The sequence below is a fragment of the Pseudomonas sp. BF-R-30 genome (genome assembly GCF_019956175.1).
Lineage (GTDB): Bacteria > Pseudomonadota > Gammaproteobacteria > Pseudomonadales > Pseudomonadaceae > Aquipseudomonas > Aquipseudomonas jessenii.
This window is the reverse complement of sequence record NZ_JAHBDE010000022.1, coordinates 216,069-231,547: the sequence shown is the minus strand read 5'-3', so window position 1 is coordinate 231,547 and position 15,479 is coordinate 216,069. Positions and strand designations below refer to the sequence as shown.

Annotated in this window: 12 protein-coding genes and 2 pseudogenes; 1 reads left to right on the top strand and 13 read right to left on the bottom strand. The window is 58.0% G+C overall.

The annotated features are described in order from the left end of the window. Position 1 precedes the first annotated feature (1 nt). Together KGB20_RS13770 and KGB20_RS29290 are read right to left on the bottom strand one after the other, a co-directional pair. On the bottom strand, positions 2–1,138 hold the full coding sequence (locus KGB20_RS13770; protein WP_223532533.1) for a glycosyltransferase family 4 protein: 1,137 nt from the start codon (positions 1,136–1,138) through the stop codon (positions 2–4). Between the two features lie 45 nt (positions 1,139–1,183). Beyond that, positions 1,184–1,612, bottom strand: a pseudogene (locus KGB20_RS29290) (asparagine synthase-related protein). Here KGB20_RS29290 and KGB20_RS13760 point away from each other — a divergent pair. Beyond that, complete coding sequence (locus tag KGB20_RS13760) at positions 1,505–1,831, top strand: hypothetical protein (protein ID WP_223532626.1); 327 nt, start codon at positions 1,505–1,507, stop codon at positions 1,829–1,831. The pseudogene KGB20_RS29290 and the gene KGB20_RS13760 sit on opposite strands and share 108 nt — an antisense overlap. A 255-nt stretch (positions 1,832–2,086) precedes the next feature. On the opposite strand, the gene ihfB is transcribed toward KGB20_RS13760, so the two are convergent. From ihfB to mtnA, 11 genes and pseudogenes are all read right to left on the bottom strand, one after another. Next, the gene (gene ihfB / locus KGB20_RS13750) at positions 2,087–2,389 is read right to left on the bottom strand and encodes an integration host factor subunit beta (RefSeq protein ID WP_223532531.1); all 303 of its coding nucleotides are present in this window, start codon (positions 2,387–2,389) and stop codon (positions 2,087–2,089) included. 149 nt (positions 2,390–2,538) lie between these two features. Further along, entirely contained in the window at positions 2,539–2,823 is a 285-nt protein-coding gene (locus KGB20_RS13745; RefSeq protein ID WP_223532529.1) for a hypothetical protein, read from the bottom strand. Between the two features lie 210 nt (positions 2,824–3,033). After that, positions 3,034–4,725, bottom strand: coding sequence for a 30S ribosomal protein S1 (gene rpsA / locus KGB20_RS13740; RefSeq protein WP_007973639.1), 1,692 nt, complete (start codon positions 4,723–4,725; stop codon positions 3,034–3,036). Positions 4,726–4,844: 119 nt separating this feature from the next. After that, positions 4,845–5,534: a (d)CMP kinase gene (gene cmk, locus KGB20_RS13735; RefSeq protein WP_007973641.1), complete on the bottom strand. Its 690-nt coding sequence runs from the start codon at positions 5,532–5,534 to the stop codon at positions 4,845–4,847. After that, positions 5,531–7,738: a bifunctional prephenate dehydrogenase/3-phosphoshikimate 1-carboxyvinyltransferase gene (locus tag KGB20_RS13730; RefSeq protein WP_263293086.1), complete on the bottom strand. Its 2,208-nt coding sequence runs from the start codon at positions 7,736–7,738 to the stop codon at positions 5,531–5,533. The genes cmk and KGB20_RS13730 overlap by 4 nt, the downstream gene beginning before the upstream one ends. 28 nt (positions 7,739–7,766) lie before the next feature. Then, entirely contained in the window at positions 7,767–8,879 is a 1,113-nt protein-coding gene (gene hisC / locus KGB20_RS13725) for a histidinol-phosphate transaminase (RefSeq protein ID WP_057713771.1), read from the bottom strand. 13 nt (positions 8,880–8,892) lie between these two features. Further along, positions 8,893–9,987, bottom strand: a complete 1,095-nt coding sequence (gene pheA, locus KGB20_RS13720) for a prephenate dehydratase (protein ID WP_007939916.1) — start codon at positions 9,985–9,987, stop codon at positions 8,893–8,895. Then, positions 9,987–11,072: a 3-phosphoserine/phosphohydroxythreonine transaminase gene (gene serC / locus KGB20_RS13715; protein WP_057713770.1), complete on the bottom strand. Its 1,086-nt coding sequence runs from the start codon at positions 11,070–11,072 to the stop codon at positions 9,987–9,989. The genes pheA and serC overlap by 1 nt, the downstream gene beginning before the upstream one ends. A 28-nt stretch (positions 11,073–11,100) precedes the next feature. Continuing rightward, a pseudogene (locus KGB20_RS13710) lies at positions 11,101–11,214 on the bottom strand (outer membrane lipoprotein carrier protein LolA); the annotation flags it as partial. 59 nt (positions 11,215–11,273) lie between these two features. Continuing rightward, the gene (gene gyrA / locus KGB20_RS13705) at positions 11,274–13,928 is read right to left on the bottom strand and encodes a DNA gyrase subunit A (protein ID WP_057713769.1); all 2,655 of its coding nucleotides are present in this window, start codon (positions 13,926–13,928) and stop codon (positions 11,274–11,276) included. A gap of 447 nt (positions 13,929–14,375) precedes the next feature. Further along, positions 14,376–15,452 carry an S-methyl-5-thioribose-1-phosphate isomerase gene (mtnA, locus tag KGB20_RS13700; RefSeq protein ID WP_057713768.1) on the bottom strand — a complete coding sequence of 359 codons (1,077 nt, stop codon included), beginning with the start codon at positions 15,450–15,452 and terminating at the stop codon, positions 14,376–14,378. Between the last annotated feature and the right edge of the window lie 27 nt (positions 15,453–15,479).

Below are 15,479 nucleotides of genomic sequence, written 5' to 3'. Positions count from 1 at the left end.
ATCAAACACCCATTTTGTTCAACTTGGCCAACGCCAGCAACTCGGACCACGTTTTTCTTGAGGCACCTTCCCAGTTAAACTCATCACTTTGCGCAACCGCCGCAACGGCCAGCTTTTTCAAGAGTTCGGGATTTGTTAAAACCTTTGTCAGTACCTGACCTATGTCTTGGGAATCAAACGGCGAAAAGTAAACTGCTGCGTCCACTCCAAACTCCGGCATAGGCATAACATTAGAACAAATCATCGGCCGACCTGAAGCGAGCGCTTCAAGAAGGATGTTTGGGCAGTTCTCGTACGACGAGGCAAAGAGATTCAGATGAGCGTGGTGATACAGCGGGGGAAGTTCCTGATAAGGAATAGCGCCCAGTAGCAGGACCCGATCTTCCAGGCCTAGCCTTGCAATAAGAGCCTTTACGCGCTCTGCTTCCGGCAGATTTGTTTCCCCGACAAGAATCAGCGAAAACCTTTCGCAAAATTCCTTAGACAACTCCCCGCAAGCACTGACCACTTGAAAATGGTGTTTGTAAACATCAAATTTCGACACATATAAAATGTACTCTTTCCCGGGCAAGAAGTCCGGACGAACAGTACTTTTACCGTGCATCCAAAACACAGAGCCAATTCCATGATGGATAGTAACGGTTTTTTTAGCCTTGGTCAGCGATTCGATGACACTTCGTGCATAGCTTGAAATAAATATCGTCAGATCAGCTTCAGACATGCTCTTGAGCATAATGCGGTTCAACAACCAGTTTCTGAGTCGTTGCAACCCCAGCAGTAAACTTTTTCGTACGCGCAAATCAAATGGAATCATGCTCCGAAACATCGTCGCAACCTTGCAACCTGCTGGTGCACAAGCGCCAACTACTCCCCCGGGACAAAACAGCACGTCAGCCTTTTCAGCCTTCAAGATACCGGGCAGCACCCACTTTTCCCACAAGGCTCTGACAATCGAATTTTCTGTCGGCCAGGCAGGTTCGACTCGACGGGCCTTTGGGTGATCCGGCAGCTTGAGTGACGAAGGGGCGAACACGCGGATCTCAAGATCCTTGTAGAAGGGTACGAACTGAAAAAGGTTAATCAGATATGTCTGACCTCCACCTAGACGGGCAGAGAGCGCGTTGAAAACTATCTTCATGGAAAACCTTTTGCTCAATCTGAATTAGCGACTATTTTTATCAAGCTAGGATTGGAACATCAGAATATTCCACAAATGAAGACTACGATCGTACGTTCCGTTTTGATGCTGGAGCCACGCCGAGCGAATTTTCTGACAATCGAAATAACCCTCTCTCTTGATTCGCTCCTCAGCCAGCAAGTCCTCTGTCCACTCTCTCAGTGGTCCACGCAACAATTTCGCCAATGGAATAGAGAAGCCCGCCTTTGGTCTATCGAAGAACGAGGTAGGTACATTTCTCTTGAGCAGTTCGCGAAGCGGCCATTTCCCGACGCCATTTTTGATCAACTGCTCTGAAGACAAAGAAAACGCCAGTTACGCGACTCGATGATCGAGCAAGGGTGCCCGGGTTTCGAGGCTCGCGCTCATGGCGCCACGGTTGACTTTTACCAGCAGATCATCCCGCAAATACTGAAAAATCTCCCATCGGCGCATCTCTTCGATGCAATCGTCCATCGACTCCCAAGAGACGTCACCCTGATCTTGACCGTCAATACCCAGCACCACATCGTCTATAGGTTTCCATTGCGACTACATTTGCGCCAGAAAACCTTAACAACTAAAGCGCAAACAGCAATGAATTCCCGTGTCAACGAACGCGCGCAGGATACCGCATCATTGCCTCTGCTGAACACCAGAAACAAATTCCAATAAAATCAATGTTCAACTTATCGCCCCCTGCTCCTGACCCTCAAGGCATAAGCAGACACAACACCGCCCCCCACAATCATTCCGACCAAGAATGAAACAACGCCAAAAATCGACAACTGAAGCTGTGGTGAAGAAAAACCTAAAAAGGAGACGGCAACAAGCTGCTGGTTTTCTAGCACGAAGAGCAGGCATGGAATTGATACAAACAACACAAACCCTGTGATCACGAATCGCTTGAAGCGACTGCTGTCTCGCCAATTAATCATCACTGCAATCTTCCTCATCCTCATTCACCCGATCCCTCAACTCTTTCCCGGGCTTGAAATGCGGAACGAACTTGCCATCGAGGCTGACAGACTGGCCGGTTTTCGGATTGCGCCCTACCCGTGGTGCGCGGTAGTGCAGAGAGAAGCTGCCAAACCCCCGGATCTCGATACGATCCCCGGTAGCCAGACATTGGGACATTTGCTCAAGCATGGTCTTGATGGCCAGCTCCACATCCTTGGATGAGAGCAGCCCTTGATGGGTGACAATTCGTTCGATCAACTCCGACTTCGTCATATTTTTCCCTTCTTTTTCAAGCAGCTAGATCAGCGCTTCAAAGGTTTTAGCACGCCTGCACGATTTTGAACAGTCTGAGTTTTGCCATCCATCCCAGGCCCCCAAAATGCTTGATTCCCGGAACGGGAAGACTCTGGGCGATCACCCTGTCATCGGCAAATCACCAGCATAGTGCGCGTCAGGAAACCTGCCGGGTTGAACCCAAAAAGCCCACCCTCCTCCTCGTCTTCCTTGAGATCATCAGACCTTGCCACGACCTGGTAGCCCGCTCCCTTGCATTCCTTGGCCGCACGCTTGTAACACTTGTCCCATTTCGAACCGAGCCCCGAACAATCGACCTCAATACCGCTAACCCCACGCACTACGTGAGTTTTGGCGCCGGTGGTACAACCCGCCAATGCCAGCACTGCCACTGCGACAATGAGCTTGTTCATTCACGTCCTTTTGCCAGAAAGCCTGCCAGGCGATCATTAGTCTCAGGCTAAAGACTAGCTGTAAATAAGCGCTTGATCCGACTAAACATTCAGACCTTCTTTCGGCGTTTTTGGTTCGCGCCCCAAGCACCTGCTTCCGAACGCAATTCACCAAACGCCAGGCACAAAAAAGGGCGACCGAAGTCGCCCTTTTTTACAGAAAGTCAGAACTTAGTTCTGCTTTTCCATTTGTGCACGCAGCAGGTCACCCAGAGTGGTGGCCACAGGAGCATCAGTAGCTACTGGCTTGTCGCGCAGGCTCTGGATTGCTTCTTTCTCGTCTTCAACGTCTTTCGACTTGATCGAGAGCTGAATTACACGGCTCTTGCGGTCAACGCTGATGATCTTGGCTTCTACTTCTTCGCCTTCTTTCAGAACGTTGCGCGCGTCTTCAACGCGGTCACGGCTGATTTCGGAGGCTTTCAGAGTCGCTTCGATATCGTCGGCCAGAGTGATGATGGCGCCTTTAGCGTCAACTTCCTTCACGATGCCTTTAACGATGGCGCCTTTGTCGTTCTCTTGAACGTACTCGGAGAACGGATCGCTTTCCAGTTGCTTGATACCCAGGGAGATGCGCTCGCGCTCTGGGTCAACCGACAGGATAACGGTGTCCAGCTCGTCGCCCTTCTTGAAGCGGCGAACGGCTTCTTCGCCCACTTCGTTCCAGGAGATGTCGGACAGGTGAACCAGACCGTCGATGCCGCCGTCCAGACCAATGAAGATACCGAAATCGGTGATCGACTTGATGGTGCCGGAGATTTTATCGCCCTTGTTGAACTGGCCAGAGAAATCTTCCCATGGGTTAGATTTGCACTGCTTGATGCCCAGGGAGATACGACGACGCTCTTCGTCGATGTCCAGAACCATGACTTCCACTTCGTCGCCGACTTGTACGACTTTCGAAGGATGGATGTTCTTGTTGGTCCAGTCCATTTCGGAAACGTGTACCAGACCTTCAACGCCTTCTTCCAGCTCAGCGAAGCAGCCGTAGTCGGTCAGGTTGGTTACACGAGCGGTAACGCGAGTGCTTTCTGGGTAACGGGCTTTGATAGCAACCCATGGATCTTCGCCCAGTTGCTTCAGGCCCAGGGAAACACGATTGCGCTCGCGATCGTATTTCAGAACCTTGACATCGATCTCGTCGCCAACGTTGACGATTTCGGAAGGATGCTTGATACGCTTCCAAGCCATGTCGGTAATGTGCAGCAGGCCATCGACGCCACCCAGATCGACGAATGCGCCGTAATCGGTGAGGTTCTTGACGATACCTTTGACTTGTTGGCCTTCCTGCAGGGATTCCAGCAGAGCTTCGCGCTCGGCGGAGTTCTCAGCTTCCAGGACGCTGCGACGGGAAACGACAACGTTGTTGCGCTTCTGGTCCAGCTTGATGACCTTGAATTCCAGCTCTTTGCCTTCCAGGTGCGTGGTGTCGCGCACTGGACGGACGTCAACCAGAGAACCTGGCAGGAACGCACGGATGCCGTTAACGTCGACAGTGAAGCCGCCTTTAACCTTACCGTTGATAACGCCCTTGACCACTTCTTCGGCTGCGAAGGCTGCTTCCAGAACGATCCAGCATTCAGCGCGCTTGGCTTTTTCACGGGACAGCTTGGTTTCACCGAAACCGTCTTCAACCGAGTCCAGAGCAACGTGAACTTCGTCACCGACGTTGATGTTCAGTTCGCCAGCGTCGTTGTAGAACTGCTCCAGCGGGATCAGTGCTTCAGACTTCAGGCCAGCGTGAACGGTTACCCAGCGAGCTTGGTAATCGATATCAACGATAACACCGGTGATGATGGAGCCTGCCTGAAGGTTCAGGGTTTTTAGGCTTTCTTCAAAGAGTTCCGCAAAGCTTTCGCTCATTTTAATTCCTGTTGATGAGGGCGAAGAATACGCCCATCTCCACACCCCAGACGGTGTGGGTTAGTTTCATTTAAAAGAAGCCACCGCAGGACTATGACTGGTCCCTGCGGCCTTCTTGGTCACCCGGCGATATCGCGAATGGCGATCTCGCTCATGATGCGTTCCAGCACCTGGTCGATGGATAATTCCGTGGAATCCAGCTGTATGGCGTCAGCCGCCGGTTTGAGCGGGGCTACCGCTCGCTGGGTGTCACGCTCATCGCGCGCACGTATCTCATCTAGCAGACTCGACAGACTAACACCCTCGACCTTGCCCTTCAACTGCAAATATCGACGGCGCGCCCGCTCCTCGGCGCTGGCGGTCAGAAAAATCTTCAGTGGCGCGTCAGGAAAAACCACTGTGCCCATGTCGCGTCCATCCGCCACAAGACCCGGCGCTTCCTGAAAAGCCCGCTGGCGCTGCAGCAGCGCCTCGCGTACAGCCGGCAACGCAGCCACCTGGGAAGCACCGGAACCGACGCTTTCGGTGCGAATGACATCGCTGACTTCATCACCTTCCAGAATGATGCGTTGCAACTGACCGTCCGTCGCCGCGATGAACTGCACATCCAGATGAGCGGCGAGTTTCTTCAGCAGCTCTTCATTGGTCAGGTCGACACCATGGTTATGCGCGGCGAAGGCCAGCAATCGGTACAACGCACCGGAATCCAGCAGGTTCCAGCCCAGGCGCTTGGCCAGAATCCCGGCTACCGTGCCCTTGCCCGAACCACTTGGCCCATCGATGGTGATGACCGGTGCAATGTTGTTCACGACTGTGCCTCTTGCGCCACGCGAATACCGACCTGTGCGCACAACACCAGGAAATTCGGGAACGACGTCGCGACGTTGGCGCAATCATGAATGCGGATTGGCGCAGTAGCGCGCAGCGAAGCAACGCTGAACGCCATGGCAATACGGTGATCACCATGACCGTGCACTTCACCGCCGCCGATCTGGCCGCCGTCGATGATGATGCCATCCGGGGTTGGTTCGCACTTGACGCCCAGCGCCAGCAAACCATCCGCCATGACCTGGATGCGATCCGACTCCTTGACCCGCAGCTCTTCGGCACCACGCAACACGGTGCGCCCTTCGGCACAGGCGGCGGCGACGAACAGCACCGGGAACTCGTCGATCGCCAGCGGAACCAGCGCCTCGGGAATCTCGATACCCTTGAGTTTAGCTGCACGTACGCGCAAGTCAGCCACCGGTTCGCCACCCACTTCACGCTGGTTTTCCAGGGTGATGTCAGCGCCCATCAGGCGCAGGATGTCGATCACGCCGGTACGGGTCGGGTTGATGCCGACGTGTTCCAGCACCAGTTCCGAACCTTCAGCGATCGATGCCGCTACCAGGAAGAACGCCGAGGACGAAATATCACCCGGGACTTCAATGTGGGTCGCGGTCAGCTTGTTGCCGGACTCGACCGATGCGGTCGCACCGTTGACCGTTACCGGGTAGCCGAAGCCACGCAGCATGCGCTCGGTATGGTCGCGGGTCGGAGCAGGCTCGGTCACCGTGGTCTTGCCTTCGGCATACAGACCGGCCAGCAGCAGGCAGGACTTAACCTGGGCACTGGCCATCGGCATGGTATAGGTCAGGCCCTTGAGCTTGTTGCCACCACGAATGGTCATCGGTGGACGACCTTCGGCGGCGGTTTCGATCACCGCGCCCATTTCACGCAGCGGATTGGCCACACGATTCATCGGGCGCTTGGACAGCGAAGCGTCGCCGGTCAGGGTGCTGTCGAAGTTCTGCGCAGCCAACAGGCCGGACAGCAGACGCATCGAAGTACCGGAGTTGCCCAGATAGATCGGGCCCGGTGCCGGCTTCAGGCCATGCAGGCCAACGCCGTGAATGGTCACGCGACCGTGGTGCGGACCTTCGATGACCACGCCCATGTCACGGAAAGCCTGCAAGGTCGCCAGGGCATCTTCGCCCTCGAGGAAACCTTCGACTTCGGTGACGCCTTCGGCCAGGGAGCCAAGCATGATCGAACGGTGGGAAATCGATTTGTCACCCGGTACGCGAATCCGACCGGACAGGCGGCCACCAGGTTGAGCCAGGAAAATCAGATCGTTGGAATTCATAGCGTCCACATAGGCCCTACGGGCCAGGATTTTACTGAAATGCTCGCGGGCAACCCGGGCGCGAGTGAAAACGCCCAACAATTGGTGCCCATCCCCTGCATCGACCGCGTCGCGCAAGGCGTCGAGATCGCTGCGAAATGTATCGAGTGTGCGCAGGACAGCTTCGCGGTTGGCGAGGAAGATGTCGTGCCACATGACCGGGTCGCTTCCGGCGATTCTTGTGAAATCGCGGAAACCGCCCGCTGCGTAACGGAAGATCTCAAGATTTTCATTGCGTTTGGCCAGCGAATCGACCAGGCCGAACGCCAGCAAGTGCGGCAGATGGCTGGTCGCGGCCAGTACTTCGTCGTGACGCTCGACCTGCATGTGCTCGACATCGGCGCCCAACTCGCGCCACAAACGGTCGACTACCGCCAGGGCTGCCGGATCGGTTTGCTCCAGCGGCGTCAGGATCACTTTGTGGCGACGGAACAGTTCAGCGTTGGAGGCTTCCACCCCACTCTGCTCTGAACCGGCAATCGGGTGCCCCGGCACAAAGCATGACGGCATCTTGCCAAATGCTTCGGTGGCCGCGCGCACCACATTGCCCTTGGCACTGCCGACATCGGTCAGGATCGCCTGCCCCAGATCCATGCCCGCCAGACGCGCAAGCACTTTCTCCATGGCCAGGATCGGCACCGCCAGCTGGATGACGTCGGCGCCCTGACAAGCAACGCCCAGGTCTTCCTCGCAGCGATCCACAACACCCAACTCGACCGCGAGCTTGCGCGATTGCGGATCGAGATCGACTCCGACCACTTCGCGGCACAGACCGCTTTCACGCAAGCCCTTGGCAAACGAACCGCCGATCAACCCGAGACCGACCACCACCAGGCGACCGATCATAGGCTCAGCAGATTGCAGCGCAGTGACATCAACCACGAGCCAGAACCTTGGTCAGCGCCTCAAGGAAGCGGCTGTTCTCTGCCGGCAGGCCAATGGTGATGCGCAGGTGGTTTGGCATGCCGTAGTTGGCCACCGGACGCACGATCACGCCTTCACGAAGCAAGCCCTGGAACACCGGGGCCGCAACCTGACCGAGATCGACGCAAATGAAATTGCCTTTGGATGGTATCCAGCTCAGCCCCAGCTCACGGAAGCCGGCCTCCAGCTGCTGCATGCCGGACTCGTTCAACTGACGGCTTTGCGCCAGATACTCTTCGTCCTTCAACGCTGCACAGGCCGCGGCCAGGGCCAGGCTGTTGACGTTGAACGGCTGGCGTACACGGTTCAGCACGTCTGCGACCACCGCCGTGGACAAGCCATAACCCACGCGCAGCGCCGCCAGGCCATAGGCCTTGGAGAAGGTGCGGGAAACCAGCAGGTTCGGATAAGCCGCCAGGAAGTCCAGGCCATCCGGCAGATCGCTGCCTTCGGCGTATTCGATGTAAGCCTCGTCCAGTACGACCAGCACATGCTCCGGCACATCCTGCAGGAATTCGTCCAGCGCCTCGGCGTCGAACCAGGTCCCGGTCGGGTTGTTCGGGTTGGCGATGAACACCACGCGGGTGTTGGCATCGATCGCCGCCAGCATGGCAGGCAGGTCATGCCCCCAATCCTTGGCCGGAACCACTTTGGCCTGTGCGCCGACCGCCTGGGTGGCAATCGGGTAGACAGCGAATGCATGCTCGCTGAACACGGCGTTCAGGCCCGGTGCCAGATAAGCACGCGCAACCAGTTCCAGGATGTCGTTGGAACCGTTGCCCAACGTGACCTGATCGAGTTCGACGCGGCACTGCTCGGCCAGCAGGCTCTTGAGGGCAAAACCGTTGCCGTCCGGATAACGGGTCAGCTCGGCCAGCGCATCGCGGATCGCCGCCAGCGCCTTGGGGCCAGCGCCCAGCGGATTTTCGTTGCTCGCCAGCTTGATGATGCTGGCTGGATCTAGGTCCAGCTCACGCGCCAGTTCGTCCACGGGTTTGCCCGGAACGTAAGGCGAAAGTTGTTGCACGCCCGGCTGTGCCAGAGCGAGGAAATTGCCACTCATTTGCTACCGCCCCTTAGAGAACTGCTTTCGGGTAGGAACCCAGCACCTTGAGTGCCACTGCTTCCTGACTGATCTTTTCCAGCACACCTTTGACCAAGGGGTCGCGGTGGTGGCCGACGAAGTCGATGAAGAACACATAGGTCCATTTACCGCTGCGCGACGGACGGGTCTCGATTCGCGTCAGGTCGATGCCATTGTCGTGGAACGGCACCAGCAACTCGTGAAGCGCACCCGGCTTGTTGCTCATCGAAACGATGATCGATGTCTTGTCGTCGCCGGTTGGTGGCACTTCCTGGTTGCCGATCATGAGGAAGCGCGTGGAGTTATCCGGACGGTCCTCGATTTTTTCGGCCAGACGGGTCAAGCCGTACAGGCCGGCCGCCATATCGCCGGCAATCGCCGCCGAGTTCCACTCACCCTTGACCCGCTTGGCCGCTTCGGCGTTGCTGGACACCGCCACGCGCTCGACATTCGGGTAATGGGCGTCCAGCCACTTGCGGCACTGGGCCAGTGACTGGGCGTGGGAGTAGATGCGGCTGATGCTGTCGGTCTTGGTGTTTTCACCGACCAACAGGTGATGGTGGATACGCAGCTCGACTTCACCACAGATCACCATGTCATGTTCGAGGAAGCTGTCGAGGGTGTGGTTGACCGCGCCTTCGGTGGAGTTCTCCACCGGCACCACACCAAAATTCACCGCCCCCGCCGCCACTTCACGGAACACTTCGTCGATCGCCGCCATCGGCTTGCTGATCACGGCGTGACCGAAATGCTTCATGGCCGCTGCCTGAGTGAAGGTGCCTTCAGGGCCGAGATAAGCCACTTTCAGCGGCTGTTCGAGCGCCAGGCACGAAGACATGATTTCACGGAACAACCGCGCCATCTCTTCGTTGCCCAGCGGCCCCTGGTTGCGCTCCATGACACGCTTGAGCACCTGAGCTTCGCGCTCAGGACGATAGAACACCGGCACTTCGCCTTCGGCCAGCGAGGCCATCTTTACTCGCGCGACTTCCTGGGCGCAGCGCGCGCGCTCACTGATCAGCTCAAGGACCTTTTCGTCCAGGGCATCAATGCGCAGGCGCAGTGCCTTGAGTTCTTGCTCAGACATTAGCCGTGTTCCTTCTCGAACTCTGCCATGTACGAAATCAGCGCATTGACGGCGTTGATGTCGACGGCGTTATAGATGGAGGCGCGCATGCCACCCACGGAACGGTGGCCCTTGAGGTTCAACAGGCCACGCTCGTCGGCACCGGCCAGGAACGGCTTGTCCAGGCGATCATCAGCCAGGCGGAACGGCACGTTCATCCACGAGCGGTCCGACTTGTTGATCGGGTTGCTATACAGGCCGCTGGCATCGATGAAGCTGTACAGCGTGCGCTGCTTGACTTCGTTGAGCTTGCCGATGGCCTCGACGCCGCCCTGCTCCTTGAGCCACTCGAACACCAGGCCGGACAGGTACCAGGCCAGCGTCGGCGGGGTGTTGTACATCGAACCGTTATCGGCCGCGACCTTGTAGTCGAGCATGGTCGGGCACAGGGAACGGGCCTTGCCCAACAGGTCTTCGCGTACGATGTTGACGACGATACCACTCGGGCCGATGTTTTTCTGGGCACCGGCGTAGATCATGCCGAAGCGCGACACATCCACCGGGCGCGACAGGATGTCCGAGGACATGTCAGCCACCAGCGGAACATCGCCGGTTTCCGGGATCCACTGAAACTCCAGGCCGCCGATGGTTTCGTTCGGCGCGTAGTGAACGTAGGCCGCGTCTTTCGACAGCTTCCACTCGTTCTGGCCGGGAATGGCGAAATAATCGTAAGGCTTGGCGGTGGCGGCAACGTTGACGTGGCCGAAGCGCGAAGCTTCTTCGATCGCCTTCTGCGACCAGATACCGGTGTCGATATAGTCGGCCGAGCCGTTTTCCGGCAACAGGTTCAGAGGAATCTGAGCAAATTGCTGGCTGGCGCCGCCTTGCAGAAACAGCACTTTATAGTTCGAGGGGATATTCAGCAGATCACGCAGATCCTGCTCGGCCTTGGTGGCGATGGACACGAACTCATCACTGCGATGGCTCATTTCCATGACCGACAGACCCTTGCCGTGCCAGTCGAGGAGTTCACCCTGGGCGCGCTGCAGGACAGCTTCGGGAAGCGCCGCAGGACCGGCACAGAAGTTATAGGCTCTCTTGCTCACATCCAATCTCGCTCTGATTTGGTGGTATCACTGTAGGAGCGAGCTTGCTCGCGAAAAACCTGAGAACGCAAGGGTGCACCAGACGCCCTGCGTTATCGTTGACGACCATCGCGAGCAAGCTCGCTCCTACAGGGGATCTCATTATTTCAAAAGGGACAAACAACAAGGGGGCGAATTTTCATCCGCCCCCTGCTTGCCCACTTATTCCTGTGGTTCTTCGTCAGCGGCGGCATCGAGTTGCTGGTCTTCGGCAACGTCGTCGATCACGACTTCACCGACAAACCCTTCACCCTCTTCACCTTCCAGCTCTTCACCCTCGACTTCCGACGGCTCTTGAACCCGCTCCAGCCCGACCAGCGTTTCGTCGTTGGCCAGTTTGATCAGGGTCACGCCCTGGGTGTTACGACCCAGGCTGGACACTTCGTCGACACGGGTACGCACCAGGGTGCCCTGGTCGGAAATCAGCATGATTTCCTCGCCGTCGAGTACCTGGACCGCACCGACCAGACGGCCGTTACGTTCGTTGCTGACCATGGCGATAACGCCCTGACCGCCACGCTTGTATTCAGGGAACTCGGTGATCGCCGTGCGCTTGCCGTAGCCACGCGCCGAAGCGGTGAGGATCTGGCTGCCTTCTTCCGGAATCAGCATGGAAATCAGCTTCTGACCTTCCGGTAGACGCATGCCGCGCACACCGCGGGCGGTACGGCCCATGGCGCGAACGTCGGATTCCTTGAAGCGCGTCACTTTGCCGCCGTCGGAGAACAGCATGACTTCACGCTCGCCATCGGTGATGGCAGCAGAAATCAGCACGTCGCCTTCGTCCAGTTCCAGTGCGATCAGGCCGACGCTGCGTTGACGGCTGAAGGATTCCAGCGGGGTCTTCTTCACGGTGCCGTTGGCGGTGGCCATGAAGATGTAGTGACCTTCGGTGTATTCCTCGACCGGCAGCATGGTGGTGATGTACTCACCGTCGTCCAGCGGCAGCAGGTTGACCAGCGGACGACCACGGGCAGCGCGGGACGCTTCAGGGATTTCGTAGGTTTTCAGCCAGTACACCTTGCCCTTGCTGGAGAACAGCAGCAGCGTGGTGTGGCTGTTGGCAACCAGCAGGTGAGCGATGTAGTCCTCATCCTTGACGCCGGTCGCCGACTTGCCTTTACCGCCACGACGCTGGGCCTGGTACGCAGCCAGCGGCTGGGTCTTGGCGTAGCCACCGTGGGAAATGGTCACGACGCGCTCTTCTTCCGGGATCATGTCACCCAGGGTCAGGTCGAGACGGGCATCGAGGATCTCGGTGCGACGCACGTCGCCGTACTCGGCGCGAATCACTTCCAGCTCTTCGCGAATCACTTCCATCAGGCGCGTGGCGCTGTTGAGGATGCGGATCAGCTCGCCGATCTGGTTGAGGATCTCTTGATACTCGGCCAGCAGCTTTTCGTGTTCCAGGCCGGTCAGGCGGTGCAGACGCAGTTCCAGAATGGCTTGCGCCTGCTCTGGCGACAGGAAGTACTTGCCGTCGCGCAGACCGTATTGCGGATCGAGGTTTTCCGGACGGCACGAATCGGCGCCGGCACGTTCGACCATTGCCACCACGGCCGAGGACTCCCAAGGGGTGCTGACCAGCGCTTCCTTGGCTTCCGACGGCGTTGGCGATGCCTTGATCAGGGCGATGACCGGGTCGATGTTCGACAGGGCAACCGCTTGACCTTCAAGGATGTGACCACGCTCGCGCGCCTTGCGCAGTTCGAACACGGTACGACGGGTCACCACTTCGCGACGGTGGCGGACGAAGGCTTCCAGCAGATCCTTGAGGTTCAGGATCCGCGGACGGCCGTCGATCAGCGCGACGATGTTGATACCGAACACCGCTTGCAGCTGGGTCTGGGCGTAGAGGTTGTTGAGGATGACCTCAGGCACTTCGCCGCGACGCAGTTCGATCACGACGCGCATACCGTCCTTGTCGGACTCGTCGCGCAGCTCGGTGATGCCTTCGAGCTTCTTCTCTTTTACCAGTTCGGCGATCTTCTCGATCAGACGCGCCTTGTTCAGCTGGTAAGGGAGTTCGGTGATGACGATCTGCTGGCGGCCACCGACTTTGTCGATGTCTTCGATCATCGAGCGGGCGCGCATGTAAATGCGCCCGCGACCGGTGCGGTAGGCTTCGATGATGCCGGCACGACCGTTGATGATCGCGGCGGTCGGGAAGTCCGGACCGGGGATGTATTGCATCAGCTCGTCGACAGTCAGCTCTGGATTGTCGATGAGCGCCAGGCAACCGTCGATGACTTCACCGAGGTTGTGCGGCGGAATGTTGGTCGCCATGCCCACGGCGATACCGCTGGAGCCGTTGACCAGCAGGTTGGGAATACGGGTCGGCATGACCGCCGGGATCATTTCGGTGCCGTCGTAGTTCGGCACCCAGTCCACGGTTTCTTTATGCAGGTCAGCCAGCAGCTCGTGCGCCAGCTTGGTCATGCGCACTTCGGTGTATCGCATGGCCGCGGCGTTGTCGCCGTCCACCGAACCGAAGTTGCCCTGGCCGTCTACCAGCAGGTAGCGCAGGGAGAATGGCTGCGCCATCCGAACGATGGTGTCGTACACCGCGGTATCACCGTGCGGGTGATACTTACCGATCACGTCACCGACAACACGGGCAGATTTCTTGTACGGCTTGTTGAAGTCGTTGCCCAGCTCGCTCATCGCGAACAGCACGCGCCGGTGCACGGGCTTCAAGCCATCGCGCGCATCCGGCAGTGCCCGCCCGACAATTACGCTCATCGCGTAGTCGAGGTAGGACTGCTTCAGCTCGTCTTCGATATTGACCGGGAGGATTTCTTTGGCCAGTTCGCCCATGAGAAGCCTGATTCCTTTTTCTGGTGAAACTTCGTCACATCCATATGGGACCAACGAAGCTCGCCGATACAGGCTGAGTGCCATGCACCGACTTACGACAAATCAACGAGTTATGCCATGGATCTGCGCAGTACGGGTCGCCACTTCGGGCAACCCTGGAAACCGCCGGATGTTATCACAAGAGCCGCCACGCACCTATCCCCCAGATGCGCATGGAGAGTAGTTAGTTGACCGGTGACAGGCTTGAAGGGGACGAGAGGGGCTTAGAGCCGTTTTGAATAGGGAATTCAGGGCAGGATCTGGCTGATTCGTGGGCTTTGAGAGCCTCTTCGCGAGCAGGCTCGCTCCCACAGCGGTTCTTTATTGTGTCGACAATTGCGGTCACACCTCGATCAACTGTGGGAGCGAGCCTGCTCGCGATGGCGATTCGTCAGACGCCGGCGATGATCAATGCAGACGCTTGCGGCACATCAACTGCGCCATCTTCGCCGTATCCGGGCGCTCGACGATGCCTTTTTCGGTGACGATCGCATCGATCAGGTCCGCCGGAGTCACATCGAACACCGGATTGAACGCTTCGACATCCGCGCCCACCCGCTTGCCACCGACCTCCAGCAACTCGCGGCCATCACGTTCCTCAATCGGAATGTCATCGCCGCTGGCCAGGTGCATGTCGATGGTCGAACTCGGCGCCACCACCATGAAGCGCACGCCGTGGTGCATGGCGTTGACGGCCAGTTGATAGGTGCCGATCTTGTTGGCCACGTCGCCATTGGCGGTGATCCGGTCAGCACCGACGATGACCCAGGTAGGGCCTTTGGTCTTCATGATATGCGCGGCGGCGGAATCGACATTGAGGGTCACTGGAATGCCTTCATTGGCCAGTTCCCACGCGGTCAGCCGCGAGCCCTGCAGCCACGGGCGGGTTTCGTCGACATACACCCGCTCGACCATGCCCTCGATGAAAGCCCCACGAATCACCCCCAGCGCCGTGCCAAAGCCGCCCGTGGCCAGCGCGCCGGTGTTGCAGTGGGTCAGGATCGCCTGGGCGTTGCCCTGATGCTTGCGGATCAGGTCCACACCCAGTTGCGCCATGGTCAGGTTGGCTTCGCGATCGCTTTCGTGAATGGCGATGGCCTCTGCCTCCAGCACCTCCAGCGGATCGGCATTGTCTTTCAGGCGATCAAGCCGGTCGTGCATGCGGCCCAGCGCCCAGAACAGGTTGACCGCAGTGGGACGGGAATCGGCCAGCAGCGCGAAATCCTCTTCCAGCGCCGCGTACCAGTCGCCACCTTCGGCAATCCGGGCACGGGCCGCGAGCACGATGCCATAAGCGGCACTGATACCAATCGCCGGCGCACCGCGCACCACCATCGAGCGAATGGCCTCGGCCACACCGGCTGCACTGGTGTAGGCGATCCAGGTTTCCTCGAACGGCAAAATGCGCTGATCCAGCAGATGGAGAGCGCCATCACGCCAATCGATGGCCTTTACCTTTTCCGCAGCCAACAGTCGATCGCGCATCCCTCACCCCGCACTCATGAACAAAAG